This window comes from Cytobacillus sp. Bac17 (genome assembly GCF_024519925.1).
Taxonomy (GTDB): Bacteria; Bacillota; Bacilli; order Bacillales; family Cytobacillaceae; genus Cytobacillus; species Cytobacillus pseudoceanisediminis.
This window is the reverse complement of sequence record NZ_JALJRC010000022.1, coordinates 1-13,501: the sequence shown is the minus strand read 5'-3', so window position 1 is coordinate 13,501 and position 13,501 is coordinate 1. Positions and strand designations below refer to the sequence as shown.

Sequence of the window (13,501 nt, the reverse complement as noted above, 5' to 3'; positions counted from 1 at the left end):
TTGGGCTGGGATTATCTGGATAAAAACCCCAGGACAGCCAAAATGATAATGATTCCCCAGAGAACAAGCCTTGATGCGGGCACCCCTTTTAATGAAGGCCTGATGCCGGCAAGACCTCCGGGCCGTATTATGCCGGATGAAGAAGATGTACGTCCTTTGGCAAGTGATGCCGCACCAATCAGGAAACCTGCAAGCAGGCCGAATAAATGGGCTGTAACATTAATGTTTGGCTGCAGAAAGGTCATGATTACGCCGATTATCGTAATGGTCAGTATGATTTGTGAGTTTTCCCTGGATAAAAGTTCTTTTCGGAATACAATGATTGCCGCAAAGTATCCGAACAGGCCAAAGATCGCACCACTGGCACCCACATGAATATATGTCAAAGGTTCAAAAAGCAGTGTTGCAATATTTGCTGCTGCACCAGCTGTGATGTAAAGGAGGATGAATCTGGTTTTCCCTAGCATTCGTTCCAGTACAGGGCCGAAGAGAACAAGAGAAAAGCTGTTGAATAAAACATGGGGGAAACCGCTGTGCAGTATGATTGGGCTCAGCAGCCGCCAGTATTCACCTTGAACAATATATAAATTGACACCTGCAAGCTTTTCGAAAATAAGTGTATTTGGAAATAGGGGAACGACTGTTAATAGATAGATGATAATATGGATACAAATGATAGCAGAAACAACAGGGTAGTAGCGGATAAATTCCTTAAAGCTTTCCGTTCTTGTAAACATGGCTCTCCTCCGTGCTTGAATTGTTGGACCGTGTATCTACATCATAGCCTGAAAAGCAGTTTTTCAGCATGCCATAACACTTATTCATTGGATAATGTGTACATAATACTGCTTCTACTGTATTCTTTATGCAGCGAATAATATAAATAGAAGGAAGATGAGAGATGATTTCCGGTATTGGGATTGATATTGCAGATCTGGAGCGCATACGAAAAATTATTGCCAGGCAGGAGCGGTTTCCTGAACGGATTTTGACACCAAAAGAGCAGGATGGCTATCGCCGCTTGCCGGAAAAGAGACAGGCTGAATTTCTTGCCGGGAGGTTCGCGGCAAAAGAAGCCTTTTCAAAGGCGTGGGGCACTGGTATTGGGGAAGAACTTTCCTTTCAGGATATTGAAATTGAAAAGGATGAAAAGGGAAAGCCATATATTTCGAAGCCATTTAAAGATGGGATACACTTGTCGATTTCCCATAGCAGAGAATATGCGGTGGCTCAGGTGGTTATAGAAAAAACTTGATATTTGGCAGGCTGAAGAATTTCAAAAGCTTGTCATTCCTCCTAGCATATTCCCTAAGGTTGTCTCATATATTCATAATGCGATAGGAGAGACAGGCCGGAAGTTGGGCCGATCTCACTGAAATGAGACAAAGGGGCTGAAGGAATGAAGAAAAAGTGGTTCATGCTGCTTGCCGGGCTTTTGGTAGTTCTTGCATTGTCTGCCTGTGGAACTAAATCACAGGAAGACGTCGTAAAGGATCTTAACAATAAGCTTGAAGACATTAAAGGATACAAGGCAGAGGCCAAGATGACTCTGCAGATGGGGACTGACCCGCAAACCTACGATATTGAAGTATGGCATAAGGAGCCTGACTTTTACCGGGTAAACCTGAAAAACGCCCAAAAGGAACAAAGCCAAATGATTCTGCGCAACGATGACGGTGTATTTGTCCTCACTCCTGCGCTGAACAAGAGCTTCCGTTTCCAGAGCGATTGGCCGCAGAACAGCAGCCAGGCTTATTTATATGAATCATTAGTCAAGGACATTATGGAGGATAAAGAAGCTAAGTTCTCCGCTACAAAAGATCATTATGTGTTTGAAACAAAAACACGCTATCAAAATAATCAGATGCTTCCTGTCCAGGAAATCAAGCTCAAGAAGTCCGATTTATCCCCAGTCAGTGTGAAGGTTATGGATCCTGATAAAAATGCACTTGTAACAGTAGAATTTTCAAATGTAAAGTTTAATGCCAGCTTCGATAAGAAAGATTTTGACATGCAGAAGAACATGACAGGAGCACAGCTCGAAGTGCCGGTGATGGCTGAAGTGGAGGATCAGGAATTCGCGGTTAAATATCCGCAGATGGATATGGCTGATGTAAAGCTGGTTGATGAGCAGGAAGTTCAAACAGAAGATGGCAAGCGCGTTGTATTGACGTACGATGGAGAAAAATCCTTCACTCTTGTGCAGGAAAAGGCCGCTGTCATGCCGACATCATCCGTCGTTACTTCAGTGAAGGGCGAGCCTGTTGACCTTGGCTTCACCATTGGTGCACTTTCTGACAACACCATTTCCTGGACCTACCAGGGTGTGGATTATATGATTGCATCCAATGATTTATCACCTGAAGAAATGTCCGAAATTGCCCGCACTGTACAGGGGGAAATGGTGAAATAAATCACCGGCAAAAAGCAGGTCTCAAATGGGGCCTGTTTTTTTTATGCTGCCGGCATGGGAAATCATCTTTCAAAGCCTTTTGATAAAAATAAGCATTTGACAAACCCTCTGCCAGAGTTTGATAATCGACATGTAGAGAAGCAATGGCTAAAGGACGTGAATACATCGATGAATGAACAAACAAAAATGTACCGGGACACTTGGGCAGAGATAAATCTGGATCATATTTCATATAATGTAGAGTCAATGAAAAAACATGCAGAAGAAGGGACAAACGTCATTGCGGTTGTGAAGGCAAATGGGTATGGGCATGGAGATGCAGCTGTGGCGGAAGCGGCCCTGGAAGCGGGAGCATCCTCTCTGGCTGTTGCCACCCTGGATGAGGCGATGGCATTGAGAAATAAAAAGATTGCAGCGCCGATCTTAGTAATGGGAGCGAGCCGCCCGGAGCATGCAGGTGAAGCATCTGCAAAGAATATTGCCCTGACCGTTTTTCAAAAGGAGTGGCTATCACAAGCATACGAATATGTGGAAGACGGAGAAGTCCTGAATATCCATTTAAAGTTTGATACAGGCATGGGGCGCCTGGGTATTCGAAGCCGTGATGAGCTTGCGGGAATTGAGAGCGTTATCAAAAAGGACAAGCGTTTTATGCTTGAAGGGGTGTTTACGCATTTTGCCACAGCGGATTCATTGGAGAATGCTTATTTTGAAAAGCAGCTGAGCAGATTTGAGGAAATGACCAGCTGGCTGGAGATTTTGCCAAAGTATATCCATACCAGCAACAGCGCGGCGGGCCTTAGATTTCCCAAAGCCCACTTCAATGCTGTCAGAATGGGGATCAGTATGTACGGCCTGGCTCCTTCCATGGAAATTAAGTCTGATCTTCCTTTCCCTCTGAAAGAAGCTTTTTCTCTCCATACCTCTATTGTTCATGTGAAAAAGCTTCATAAAGGCGAGAAGGTCAGCTATGGGGCGACTTATGAGGCACAAGAAGATGAATGGATTGCAACTTTGCCGATCGGCTATGCGGATGGCTGGATACGAAAACTTCAGGGGCAGGAGGTTCTTGCTGAGGGATTGAGGGTTCCAATTGTTGGAAGAGTTTGTATGGATCAATGCATGATTAAGCTTCCGCATGAAATGCCTGTCGGTACAAAAGTAACCCTGATCGGCGAGCAGGGGGAAGAAAAGATTCCGGTTGACGAAATCGCCGAAAAACTTGAAACCATCAACTATGAAGTAACCTGCATGGTATCTTCCCGGGTTCCGCGCATATATAAAAGAGATGGTAAAATTATCGGGGGAATTAATTATCTGCTATAATCGTAAAAAACTTTATTTGCTGCCCAGCTAAGCTATCGCCCGGAAAAAGGTATGGAATAAGCGCGGCGGCTTTCTGAAAAGATTAGAATGATGAACTCTGAAGTTAGTTAACTGTCTAGCTTCAGCGCCTACCCCCTCGAGGTCACAAGCCATTCCTCCCAAAAAGGCAAAGAACGCCTTTCCGGGAGGCCCGTCTTGTACTTGTCGGGGGTGAGCAAGGCGCTTCCGCTTTTCTGAAATCATGCATAAAATACTATTTTTTTGGACGATAATACAGAAGAATTAAAGAATCCCCTTTGCATTGGGCTTTATAAATGGTAATATTGAAAATGGTAGATATAAAAATGGTGTGTAGTGATGGTGGAGGTGTATGTTTGTGTCTGATTCCAGCACAACAACAGAGATAATGGTAAAGTTACCGCAGCATCTTTTAACCGAGTTAGACGGATTTGCAAAACAGGAAAACGTTAACCGGAGCGAATTCATTTATCAGGCAACCAAAATGTATTTGCGCGAACGCAAAAAGAGACAAATTCGCGAGTCCATGAGACGAGGCTACATGGAGATGGCGAAAATAAATTTGACGATTGCATCTGAAGCATTTCAAGCGGAATACGAGGCAGAACACACAGTTGAACGTCTAGTAAGCGGAGGATAATCCCTTGATTGTCAAACGTGGTGACGTTTATTTTGCAGACCTATCCCCAGTTGTTGGTTCAGAACAAGGCGGCGTCCGTCCAGTGCTTGTCATCCAAAACGACATCGGGAATCGGTTTAGTCCCACAGTAATTGTTGCAGCAATCACAGCTCAGATTCAAAAAGCGAAGCTGCCTACTCACGTTGAAATTGATGCGAAGCGTTATGGTTTTGAAAGGGATTCGGTCATCTTATTAGAACAGATTCGTACAATTGATAAACAACGCTTAACCGATAAAATAACCCATCTCGATGACGAAATGATGGAAAAAGTGGATGAAGCCGTGCAAATCAGCTTAGGCCTCATCGAATTTTAACAAACGCTCTTTTGAAGGGCGTTTTTTGTTTTTTATACAGCAAAAAGGTTTAGTTTCTTATAAAGAGGGTAAAACAGAAAGTCGTTTATTATATAAAATTGACTGGTTTTGTAAATATACCCGTTTCTTATGAAGCATACACTTCGATATTCAATGGAAATTTGCCAAGTTGTGAAGGGAAAAAAGGGATTTAATAATAAATTGTCGAATTAACCAAAGATTGGAGTTTATTGATTCGGCATCATATAGGTATCATTTGACTGGCATTCACTGTTATCATTTAATTGATATATACGGAACAGGAAGGTTTTTTTATCTTCTGTACAATAAAGGGGAATTGGAAGGCTAATAATAGATATATGCTAAAATAGGGAGGAACAAATGAATTCCACAATATTGAATTATATACAAAACAACAAAGATTCCATATTCAATGAGTGGCTGGAGGCCACAAAGGAAAATGCGGATGAAAGAGTTACGAAGGTTGTATCTGATCAGGTATTTATCGGGACAAGCCGGGAATTCATTGACCTGATTATTTCAAATATAAAAAGTTCAAATGAGGAATTCACTTCAAAATTGAGTGATTTCTCAGAGAAAATCGTACGGTTGGGCTGGCCGCTCAGTTTTGTGACAAAAGGTCTCCAAACCTTCGGAAAGATTGTGTTTGAGGACATGCAGGAAACGGGGATTGTCACCCAGGAAAATCAAATGAAATTCATTTACGAGTTTGACAGCTGGATGACTCCCATGGTCAATGAAGTGGTAAATATGTATTCAACCACTTGGGAACGAACTGTGTCCCTCCAAAAAATTGCGCTTCAGGAACTATCTGCGCCGCTGATTCCTGTATTCGAAGGAATTACAGTCATGCCTCTTGTCGGTACAATTGATACGGAGCGGGCGAAGCAGATTATGGAGAACCTTTTAAATGGAGTAGTAAAACACCGTTCAGAAGTGGTGCTTATTGATATAACAGGTGTGCCGGTTGTTGATACGATGGTAGCCCATCATATCATACAGGCTGCTGATGCTGTAAGGCTTGTCGGAGCGAAATGCATGCTTGTAGGCATCCGTCCGGAAATTGCCCAGACCATTGTAAATCTGGGAATAGATTTAAATCAGTTTACTACAAAGAATACCTTGAAAAAGGGTGTAGAAGCGGCGCTTGAGTTAACCAGCCGCAAAATTGTGAATGTGGAGGGAGTGGAATGAGAGTGAGAATCCCAATTTTAAAACTGAACGATTGCCTATTAGTCTCCATCCAGTGGGAATTGGATGACCAGACTGCTTTGCAGTTTCAGGAGGATCTGCTCCATAAAATCCATGAGACCAGCGCAAATGGAGTCGTGATTGATTTAACATCCATTGACTTTATTGATTCATTCATCGCAAAAGTTCTCGGCGACGTAATAAATATGTCCAAACTGATGGGTGCAAAAGTAGTCATAACCGGGATACAGCCTGCCGTAGCAATTACGCTTATTGAGTTAGGTATTGGGTTAGATGATGTCCTTACTGCATTAGATTTAGAAAAAGGTTTGGAGAAATTACAACAGGAATTGGGGGAGTAACTGTATGGAAAACCAATCCTGCGTTAAAATCATAAACGAATGGGACATCGTTGCAGCCCGCCAGCTTGGGCGGAATGTTGCTAAAGAGCTTGGTTTTGGTACAGTTGACCAGGCTAGAATCACCACAGCCATTAGTGAACTTGCCCGGAATATATATTTATACGCCGGACAGGGGCAAGTCTGTATTGAAAAAATATACGACGGCGGAAAAGCGGGATTGCGTATAGTTGCTGTAGACAGCGGCCCTGGAATCAATGATTTACGCCAAGTAATGGAAGACGGATTCTCGACATCAGGGGGATTAGGAGCCGGCCTGCCGGGTGTGAAGCGGTTAATGGATGAGTTCTTAATTGACTCCAATCCTGGAACCGGAACAGATATAAGAGCAACTAAGTGGCTTCGTTAGGGGGAAGCGGTATGGATTTCCGAGAAATGATGGAATCAAAGTATCGGGATATTCTTGAGAATTATATTAAAGAACAATCTGAACAGGCTTTGTATCAAGGCCAGAAGTTCAGCAGGAAGTCGATCGAGCACAAAATCTCTCCTGAAGAGATTATCAGCGTTCATAAAAGTCTGATGGGTGAACTTTATCCGGACTTGCCTGAGTATGTTCACCATTCTTTTGATATCCTTCTGGAAGTCATGATAGGCTATGGTTTTGCTTATCGGGAGCATCAGAACTTAAAGCATATTCAGCAGGAACTCAGGACAGAAATGGAAATAGCTGCGAACGTCCAGCAAACCCTGCTGGGGACGCAGGTACCTTCTGTTGAAGGTTTAGATATCGGTGCCATAAGTGTTCCTGCTAAACATATGAACGGTGATTATTTCCACTTTGTTCAGGATGAAAACAGCACAATCAGCATTGCAATAGCTGATGTCATTGGTAAAGGTCTTCCGGCAGCCTTGTGTATGTCCATGATTAAATATGCCATGGACAGTTTGCCTGAAAACCGCAATGACCCTAAAACGGTCCTGGAAAATCTAAACCGGGTCGTAGAACAGAACGTAGATTTAACAATGTTCATTACTATGTTTTATGGAATATATGATACGAACAGCCATATGTTCTCTTATGGTTCTGCCGGACATGAACCAGGACTTTTCTTTGTGGCTGAGACAGGTGAATTTACCGAACTGACAGCGAAAGGCCTGCTTCTCGGCATTGATAAAAAAACTAAATACCGCCAGTACGAAAAAGGAGTAAATCCAGGAGATATGATTATATTAATGTCAGATGGGGTTACTGAATGCCGTACAGAAGAAGGGTTTATAGAAAAGGAATCATTGCTGGAATTAATCAAGAAATACATTCATTTAAGTGCACAGGAAATTGTTAATAGCGTATATAAAGAACTTGAAAAACTTCAGCATTTTCAATTGCGGGACGATTTTACCTTAATTATTTTAAAAAGAAATGTTTAACGGGTTTTAAAAACGGGTAACTAGTAAAAAGCAGTTGACATGTAAAGAGGTGGGTCAGTTATGAATATTACAATAGATGTAAAAGAAAATGATATGCTGATTGAAGCAATGGTAAGCGGAGAAATTGATGCGTATACAGCACCTAAACTCCGCGAAGAGCTTTTTCCTTTAACAGAAAAAGAAGGCGTGGAAATGGTGGTCAACCTATCTGAAGTCTCTTATATGGATAGTACCGGCTTAGGTGTATTTGTTGGTGTATTTAAAAATGTCCGAGCCAATAACGGCAAATTCCAGATTGTTGGCTTATCAGACCGTTTAAAGAGACTTTTCGAAATTACAGGCCTAGCCGATATTATCGATATTAACAGCGGGATTGAAGGTGGAGTACAATGAACGAGCCATTTGATTATATTGAGGTGAAAATTCCGGCCAAGCCGGAATTTGTTGGGGTAATCCGCCTGACGCTATCGGGGATTGCCAGCAGAATGGGATTTGCATATGAAGAAATTGAAGATCTTAAAATCGCTACAAGTGAAGCTTGCACCAATGCAGTCCAACACGCATACAAGCAGAATGAGCAAGGAGAAGTAGTCATCGGGTTCGGTTTATACACTGACCGTCTTGAGGTAATGGTCGCAGACAGCGGAAAAAGTTTTGACTTCCAATCTGCAAGACAAGGCATTGGACCATACGACCAGACTGATTCTGTGGAATTCCTGCGTGAAGGAGGCTTGGGTCTATACCTGATTGAAACATTGATGGATGAAGTAAGAATTCATCACAAAGAGGGTGTTACGGTCTTTATGACCAAATACCTAGAGGGAGAGCAGGTGGAGAGGGATGCAAAAACAATCTCAACCTAACCAAAAATCCAAAGAAGAAACAAATGCTTTAATCAAAGCCTACCAGCTTCACCAGGATGAAGATGCTCAAAACACCCTGGTACTCCAATATCAGAATTTAGTTGAAGCCATTGCCCGCAAGTACTCAAAGGGAAGATCTTATCATGAGGATATTGTCCAGGTGGGCATTATCGGCTTATTAGGGGCTATCCGCCGCTATGATGAGTCTTTTGGCAAAACGTTTGAGGCCTTTGCAGTTCCTACGATTATCGGCGAAATTAAGCGCTTCTTAAGGGATAAAACATGGAGTGTTCATGTTCCGCGCCGCATAAAGGAATTGGGACCAAAAATTAAAGCGACCGTTGAAGAGCTCACAACAGAACTTCATAGGTCTCCAAGAGTGGACGAAATAGCCGATGTGCTGGGTGTATCAGAAGAAGAAGTGCTCGAGGCAATGGAAATGGGAAAAAGCTATCAGGCGCTTTCTGTTGACCATTCAATCGAGGCTGATTCTGATGGCGGAACAGTTACATTGCTGGATATCGTCGGAAATGAAGACGAGGGCTATGAAAAAGTAAATCAAATGCTAGTTCTTGATAAAGTCCTGCATGTCCTGTCTGAGAGAGAGAAATTAATTATACAATACACATATCTTGAGAATATGAGCCAAAAAGAAGCTGGAGATAAACTGGGGATTTCCCAGATGCATGTCTCGAGACTTCAGCGCCGTGCAATCAAAAAGCTTCAGGAAGCGATCCACTCTGAAACAAATAACTCGGAGTGCCTTTCATGACCAAATTGGTTGGAGATAACATCGAAGTGATTGCTCACCAGACAGCTAAAGATGGCAAAGCTTTTTGCGGTGATGGATATTACTTCACCGCAACTGATGAATACTTTGTATGTGTGCTGGCAGATGGCCTTGGAAGCGGGGAATTCGCGTATGAAGCTTCTTCTGCTGTTGTTTCTGTCGTAGAGCAGCATCATGAGAAAGATGTAGATACGCTCATGAAGCTTTGCAACGATGTTCTTTTACAGAAAAGAGGAGCAGCAGTAGCACTGTTTAAAGTCCATTTTGCCTCCAGGGAATTTGTATACAGCTGTGTAGGGAATATTCGGTTTTTCCTTTATTCGTCTACTGGGAAACTCACATATCCTCTGCCAGTAACTGGATATCTGTCAGGAAGGCCGCAGGTGTTTCATACCCAGCGGTTTACGTATGAAGCGGAATCTAAGTTTTTGATATACTCAGATGGCTTGAATATTCAAGGGGTTAAAACTTTGCTGAAAGCATTTCTCCCTATTGATCTTATCTCGGAAGATATAAAAAAGCAGTATCCATCTACCTCAGATGATGCTACTTTCATACTTGGAAGCTTACTCTAGAACAGGGTAAGCTTTTTGTTTTTCTTTTTGATAAAATGAAAAGTGAGACTCTATGATGGAGGAATGATCTTGGAAAAAACTTTGGATAGACAAAATCAAGTACTAAACCTAATCGCTGGAGAATTATCAATAGCCATTAAACAAGTAAAAAACACAATCAGCTTATTGGAAGAAGGGAACACAGTCCCGTTCATTGCCCGTTACAGAAAGGAACAGACAGGTGCACTGGATGAAGTTCAAATTCGGGATATCATGGAGCGCTGGCAATACATACAAAATCTCAATCAGCGTAAAGAAGAGGTAGTCCGCTTAATTGAAGAGCAGGGCAAGCTGACAGAAGAGTTAAAATCCAACATTGAAAAAGCGGTGAAGCTGCAGGAGGTAGAAGACTTATACCGGCCATATAAGCAAAAGCGCCGCACAAAAGCAACTGCGGCAAAGGAAAAAGGGCTTGAACCGTTTGCTGAATGGCTTCTCACCTTTCCCCTTAATGAACCCCCTGCTGCAAAGGCAAAAGAATTCTTATCAGATGAAAAGGAAGTAACCACAACGGAAGAGGCAATTGCCGGAGCGAAAGATATTATCGCAGAATGGGTATCAGATGAAGCAGAAAGCAGAAAATGGATCCGTATGGAAACAGCCAAAAAGGGAACAATTGAGTCTTCTGTGAAGAATAAAGAGATTGACGAAAAAGGCGTTTATGAAATGTACTACGAGTATGAGGAACCAGTGAGCAAGATTGTTCCACACCGCACACTTGCATTAAACCGGGGTGAAAAAGAAGAAGTTTTAAGGATTAACATTAAGCCAAATACCGAATTTATCTTAAAGTACTTGTATAAAAAGTGGGTGAAGGATGAACGCTCCCCTGCAGGGGCAATTGTAAAGGAAGCTATTGAGGATGGATACAAGCGTCTGATTATGCCTTCGATTGAACGTGAAATCCGCAATGAACTAACTGAAAAAGCAGAAGAACAGGCGATCATGATTTTTTCTGAAAATCTCAGAAAACTGCTGCTTCAGCCCCCATTAAAAGGCAAGATAGTACTTGGTGTAGACCCTGCCTACAGAACTGGCTGCAAGCTTGCAGTTGTAGATGAAACTGGAAAAGTACTTGATATCGGTGTCATATATCCGCATCCTCCTGTTTCCAAAACGAAACAAGCACGACAGAAAGTAGTTCATATTCTAAACACCTACAAAGTAGAAATGGTTGCCATCGGCAATGGAACCGCCTCAAGGGAAACCGAGCAGTTCATCGCTGACATTTTAAAGGACATGAAAGAGGAGATATTCTACCTAATTGTCAATGAAGCAGGGGCGAGCGTATATTCTGCCTCAGACCTTGCCAGAGAAGAGTTTCCTGATTTTCAGGTGGAAGAAAGGAGTGCTGTATCCATCGCCCGCCGCCTCCAGGATCCTCTTGCAGAATTGGTTAAGATTGATCCCAAGTCCGTGGGGGTTGGCCAATATCAGCATGACGTATCTCAGAAAAAGCTGTCAGAATCACTCTCTTTTGTTGTAGAGACAGCGGTAAACCAAGTGGGTGTCAATGTAAATACAGCTTCATCTTCGCTGCTGCAGCATGTAGCTGGCCTTTCAAAAACAGTTGCTGTGAATATAATCAAGAAACGAGAAGAAGAAGGGAAATTTACAGACCGCAAGCAGTTGAAAAAGATTCCGCGCCTTGGCGCCAAAACCTATGAACAGGCAATAGGCTTCCTGCGGATTATCGATGGGAAAGAACCTCTGGACCGGACTGGTATACACCCTGAAACGTATGCAGTAGTAAATAAATTGCTTGCTAATCTCGGCTTTAAATCCAGTGACCTTGGAACACAATCATTAAGGGAAGCACTAAAAGGCATAAATATCAGCCAGACAGCCCGGGAGCTTGAAATTGGTGAACTTACACTGAGAGATATTATTGATGCCTTAATGAGACCTGAAAGGGATCCGCGTGATGAGCTGCCAAAGCCACTCCTAAAGAAAGAAGTCCTGAAACTTGAGGATCTGCAGGAAGGGATGGAGCTTCAAGGGACAGTGAGAAATGTTGTCGACTTTGGTGCATTCGTTGATATCGGAGTCAAACAGGATGGCCTTGTTCATATATCCAAACTTAGCCGCCAATTTGTCAAACATCCGCTGGATGTCGTGTCCGTTGGGGATGTAGTAACAGTCTGGGTTGACTCTGTTGATAAGCACAAGGGAAGAGTCGCCTTAACTATGCTTGACCAAACTAATTAACATTCCTTTGTTTTGCTGGCTTAAATGGCTTGTTCTTCGAGACATAAGCCAAATCACGCCGGAAATCAATATTTCTAGCGTGATTTGGCCTATGCTTGTGAGGTTTTCAAAGGGCTGTAGCTGCTTTTAGCTGGTATATCTCAGGCTCGCCATATTTTATGAGCAGTGTTTCTTTCTATAGAAAAACCAGCACTGATTCAGCAGCTTGATCTGATACCGGTCCTTTTCATAAAAAGCACGCTGGATTTGGTTTTGAAACCATACAGGCATCTGATTTACCTCCCGTGTATTGGAATCTGATAATCGCTCCCTAGGGCAGCAAAGCGAGTTCAGAGCTATAATAGGTATATATAATGTATGCTATAATAGGTTGTCATGTTTACGATAAGAGAGGAAAAACATTGTTATGAATGACCAGGAGCTTCAGACACTTGTTGAAAAGATATCCTTAGAAAGTTTCGGCAAGCCCTTTCGCCATCAGGCTTATTTTAATTCACGCCTCAGGTCGACTGGCGGAAGATATATGCTGAGTTCACATCATGTTGAAATAAACAAAAAGTATTATGAGCAGCTTGGGGTCGGAGAATTAGAAGGAATTATTAAGCACGAGCTTTGTCATTATCATTTGCATTTAGAAGGAAAAGGATATAAACATCGTGATCAGGATTTCAGAATGCTAATGAAAAAAGTGGGAGCACCTCGATTTTGTTCGGCCTTGCCTGATCATCCAAAAACAAATAGATCTGCTAAGATTCTTGTTTATATGTGTAAGGAATGCGGTCAAACTTATCAAAGAAAAAGAATGGTTGATACGAGGAAATATGTTTGCGGTAAATGCAAGGGGAAATTAGTTTTAAAAAAGAATTGACATTAGATTAAGTACACTTTATATTTAATAATTGTCGCAGGACAAAATAGGATAAACGGCTAATAAATTCTTCTAAAAACAAGCTTGACTTTTATAGCCTCCGTCCTTATAATATGAAGAGTCGATAAGATGTTAACTGTTTTATCGATAAAGTTCATTATTATTCCGCAGTAGCTCAGTGGTAGAGCATTCGGCTGTTAACCGGACGGTCGCAGGTTCGAATCCTGCCTGCGGAGCCATATTTGGGGAAGTACTCAAGTGGCTGAAGAGGCGCCCCTGCTAAGGGTGTAGGTCGCGTAAGCGGCGCGAGGGTTCAAATCCCTCCTTCTCCGCCAGAAAATTCTCACAATGGCCCGTTGGTCAAGCGGTTAAGACACCGCCCTTTCACGGCGGTAACACGGGTT

17 protein-coding genes and 2 tRNA genes are annotated in these 13,501 nt (G+C 42.5%); 17 read left to right on the top strand and 2 right to left on the bottom strand.

From position 1 onward, the window contains the following. Positions 1-11: 11 nt before the first annotated feature. Positions 12-737: a rhomboid family intramembrane serine protease gene (locus NR125_RS20995; protein ID WP_256816089.1), complete on the bottom strand. Its 726-nt coding sequence runs from the start codon at positions 735-737 to the stop codon at positions 12-14. Between the two features lie 164 nt (positions 738-901). Here NR125_RS20995 and acpS point away from each other — a divergent pair, with 164 nt between their 5' ends. The 14 genes from acpS (at position 902) to NR125_RS20925 (ending at position 12,229) form a co-directional block, all read left to right on the top strand. Then, on the top strand, positions 902-1,255 hold the full coding sequence (gene acpS, locus NR125_RS20990; RefSeq protein WP_009336315.1) for a holo-ACP synthase: 354 nt from the start codon (positions 902-904) through the stop codon (positions 1,253-1,255). 144 nt (positions 1,256-1,399) lie between these two features. Further along, on the top strand, positions 1,400-2,413 hold the full coding sequence (locus tag NR125_RS20985; protein ID WP_019381248.1) for a LolA family protein: 1,014 nt from the start codon (positions 1,400-1,402) through the stop codon (positions 2,411-2,413). A 54-nt stretch (positions 2,414-2,467) separates the two neighbouring features. After that, positions 2,468-3,739 (top strand): alanine racemase, encoded by a 1,272-nt coding sequence (alr, locus tag NR125_RS20980; RefSeq protein ID WP_009336313.1) that lies wholly within the window; start codon positions 2,468-2,470, stop codon positions 3,737-3,739. A 376-nt stretch (positions 3,740-4,115) separates the two neighbouring features. Continuing rightward, positions 4,116-4,397, top strand: coding sequence for a CopG family ribbon-helix-helix protein (locus NR125_RS20975; protein ID WP_026041666.1), 282 nt, complete (start codon positions 4,116-4,118; stop codon positions 4,395-4,397). Positions 4,398-4,401: 4 nt separating this feature from the next. Next, positions 4,402-4,752 (top strand): type II toxin-antitoxin system endoribonuclease NdoA, encoded by a 351-nt coding sequence (gene ndoA, locus NR125_RS20970; RefSeq protein ID WP_009336311.1) that lies wholly within the window; start codon positions 4,402-4,404, stop codon positions 4,750-4,752. Positions 4,753-5,133: 381 nt separating this feature from the next. Then, a complete protein-coding gene (locus NR125_RS20965) occupies positions 5,134-5,967 on the top strand; it encodes an RsbT co-antagonist protein RsbRA (RefSeq protein WP_009336310.1) in 834 nt (277 codons plus the stop codon). After that, on the top strand, positions 5,964-6,326 hold the full coding sequence (locus tag NR125_RS20960; protein WP_009336309.1) for an STAS domain-containing protein: 363 nt from the start codon (positions 5,964-5,966) through the stop codon (positions 6,324-6,326). The genes NR125_RS20965 and NR125_RS20960 overlap by 4 nt, the downstream gene beginning before the upstream one ends. Positions 6,327-6,330: 4 nt before the next feature. Continuing rightward, a complete protein-coding gene (locus NR125_RS20955; protein ID WP_009336308.1) occupies positions 6,331-6,732 on the top strand; it encodes an anti-sigma regulatory factor in 402 nt (133 codons plus the stop codon). 11 nt (positions 6,733-6,743) lie between these two features. Next, a complete protein-coding gene (locus NR125_RS20950) occupies positions 6,744-7,754 on the top strand; it encodes a PP2C family protein-serine/threonine phosphatase (RefSeq protein ID WP_019381250.1) in 1,011 nt (336 codons plus the stop codon). Positions 7,755-7,814: 60 nt separating this feature from the next. Continuing rightward, positions 7,815-8,147, top strand: a complete 333-nt coding sequence (locus NR125_RS20945) for an anti-sigma factor antagonist (protein ID WP_009336305.1) — start codon at positions 7,815-7,817, stop codon at positions 8,145-8,147. Further along, on the top strand, positions 8,144-8,617 hold the full coding sequence (gene rsbW, locus NR125_RS20940; protein WP_009336304.1) for an anti-sigma B factor RsbW: 474 nt from the start codon (positions 8,144-8,146) through the stop codon (positions 8,615-8,617). The genes NR125_RS20945 and rsbW overlap by 4 nt, the downstream gene beginning before the upstream one ends. Further along, on the top strand, positions 8,595-9,389 hold the full coding sequence (gene sigB, locus NR125_RS20935) for an RNA polymerase sigma factor SigB (protein ID WP_009336303.1): 795 nt from the start codon (positions 8,595-8,597) through the stop codon (positions 9,387-9,389). The genes rsbW and sigB overlap by 23 nt, the downstream gene beginning before the upstream one ends. Further along, positions 9,386-9,982: a PP2C family serine/threonine-protein phosphatase gene (locus tag NR125_RS20930; protein ID WP_009336302.1), complete on the top strand. Its 597-nt coding sequence runs from the start codon at positions 9,386-9,388 to the stop codon at positions 9,980-9,982. Before sigB ends, NR125_RS20930 begins: the two co-directional genes overlap by 4 nt. A 63-nt stretch (positions 9,983-10,045) precedes the next feature. Continuing rightward, complete coding sequence (locus NR125_RS20925; RefSeq protein ID WP_251157263.1) at positions 10,046-12,229, top strand: Tex family protein; 2,184 nt, start codon at positions 10,046-10,048, stop codon at positions 12,227-12,229. 156 nt (positions 12,230-12,385) lie between these two features. On the opposite strand, the gene cmpA is transcribed toward NR125_RS20925, so the two are convergent. After that, a complete protein-coding gene (cmpA, locus tag NR125_RS20920) occupies positions 12,386-12,499 on the bottom strand; it encodes a cortex morphogenetic protein CmpA (RefSeq protein WP_009336300.1) in 114 nt (37 codons plus the stop codon). A 136-nt stretch (positions 12,500-12,635) separates the two neighbouring features. Here cmpA and NR125_RS20915 point away from each other — a divergent pair, with 136 nt between their 5' ends. From NR125_RS20915 to NR125_RS20905, 3 genes are all read left to right on the top strand, one after another. Further along, on the top strand, positions 12,636-13,097 hold the full coding sequence (locus NR125_RS20915) for a SprT family protein (RefSeq protein ID WP_192908033.1): 462 nt from the start codon (positions 12,636-12,638) through the stop codon (positions 13,095-13,097). 164 nt (positions 13,098-13,261) lie between these two features. Beyond that, a tRNA-Asn gene (locus tag NR125_RS20910) sits at positions 13,262-13,336 on the top strand. A gap of 5 nt (positions 13,337-13,341) precedes the next feature. Next, positions 13,342-13,432: transfer RNA gene (locus NR125_RS20905), tRNA-Ser, on the top strand. Positions 13,433-13,501 lie beyond the last annotated feature (69 nt).

Bases quoted from the DNA above. Each gene is read 5' to 3' on its own strand.
- rsbW (WP_009336304.1), top strand. From the start codon at position 8,144: ATGAACGAGCCATTTGATTATATTGAGGTGAAAATTCCGGCCAAGCCG.
- NR125_RS20930 (WP_009336302.1), top strand. From the start codon at position 9,386: ATGACCAAATTGGTTGGAGATAACATCGAAGTGATTGCTCACCAGACA.
- NR125_RS20995 (WP_256816089.1), bottom strand. From the start codon at position 737: ATGTTTACAAGAACGGAAAGCTTTAAGGAATTTATCCGCTACTACCCT.
- NR125_RS20985 (WP_019381248.1), top strand. From the start codon at position 1,400: ATGAAGAAAAAGTGGTTCATGCTGCTTGCCGGGCTTTTGGTAGTTCTT.
- NR125_RS20915 (WP_192908033.1), top strand. From the start codon at position 12,636: ATGAATGACCAGGAGCTTCAGACACTTGTTGAAAAGATATCCTTAGAA.
- NR125_RS20945 (WP_009336305.1), top strand. From the start codon at position 7,815: ATGAATATTACAATAGATGTAAAAGAAAATGATATGCTGATTGAAGCA.
- NR125_RS20960 (WP_009336309.1), top strand. From the start codon at position 5,964: ATGAGAGTGAGAATCCCAATTTTAAAACTGAACGATTGCCTATTAGTC.
- NR125_RS20950 (WP_019381250.1), top strand. From the start codon at position 6,744: ATGGATTTCCGAGAAATGATGGAATCAAAGTATCGGGATATTCTTGAG.
- alr (WP_009336313.1), top strand. From the start codon at position 2,468: ATGGGAAATCATCTTTCAAAGCCTTTTGATAAAAATAAGCATTTGACA.
- acpS (WP_009336315.1), top strand. From the start codon at position 902: ATGATTTCCGGTATTGGGATTGATATTGCAGATCTGGAGCGCATACGA.
- NR125_RS20925 (WP_251157263.1), top strand. From the start codon at position 10,046: ATGATCTTGGAAAAAACTTTGGATAGACAAAATCAAGTACTAAACCTA.
- NR125_RS20965 (WP_009336310.1), top strand. From the start codon at position 5,134: ATGAATTCCACAATATTGAATTATATACAAAACAACAAAGATTCCATA.
- cmpA (WP_009336300.1), bottom strand. From the start codon at position 12,499: ATGCCTGTATGGTTTCAAAACCAAATCCAGCGTGCTTTTTATGAAAAG.
- sigB (WP_009336303.1), top strand. From the start codon at position 8,595: ATGCAAAAACAATCTCAACCTAACCAAAAATCCAAAGAAGAAACAAAT.
- NR125_RS20955 (WP_009336308.1), top strand. From the start codon at position 6,331: ATGGAAAACCAATCCTGCGTTAAAATCATAAACGAATGGGACATCGTT.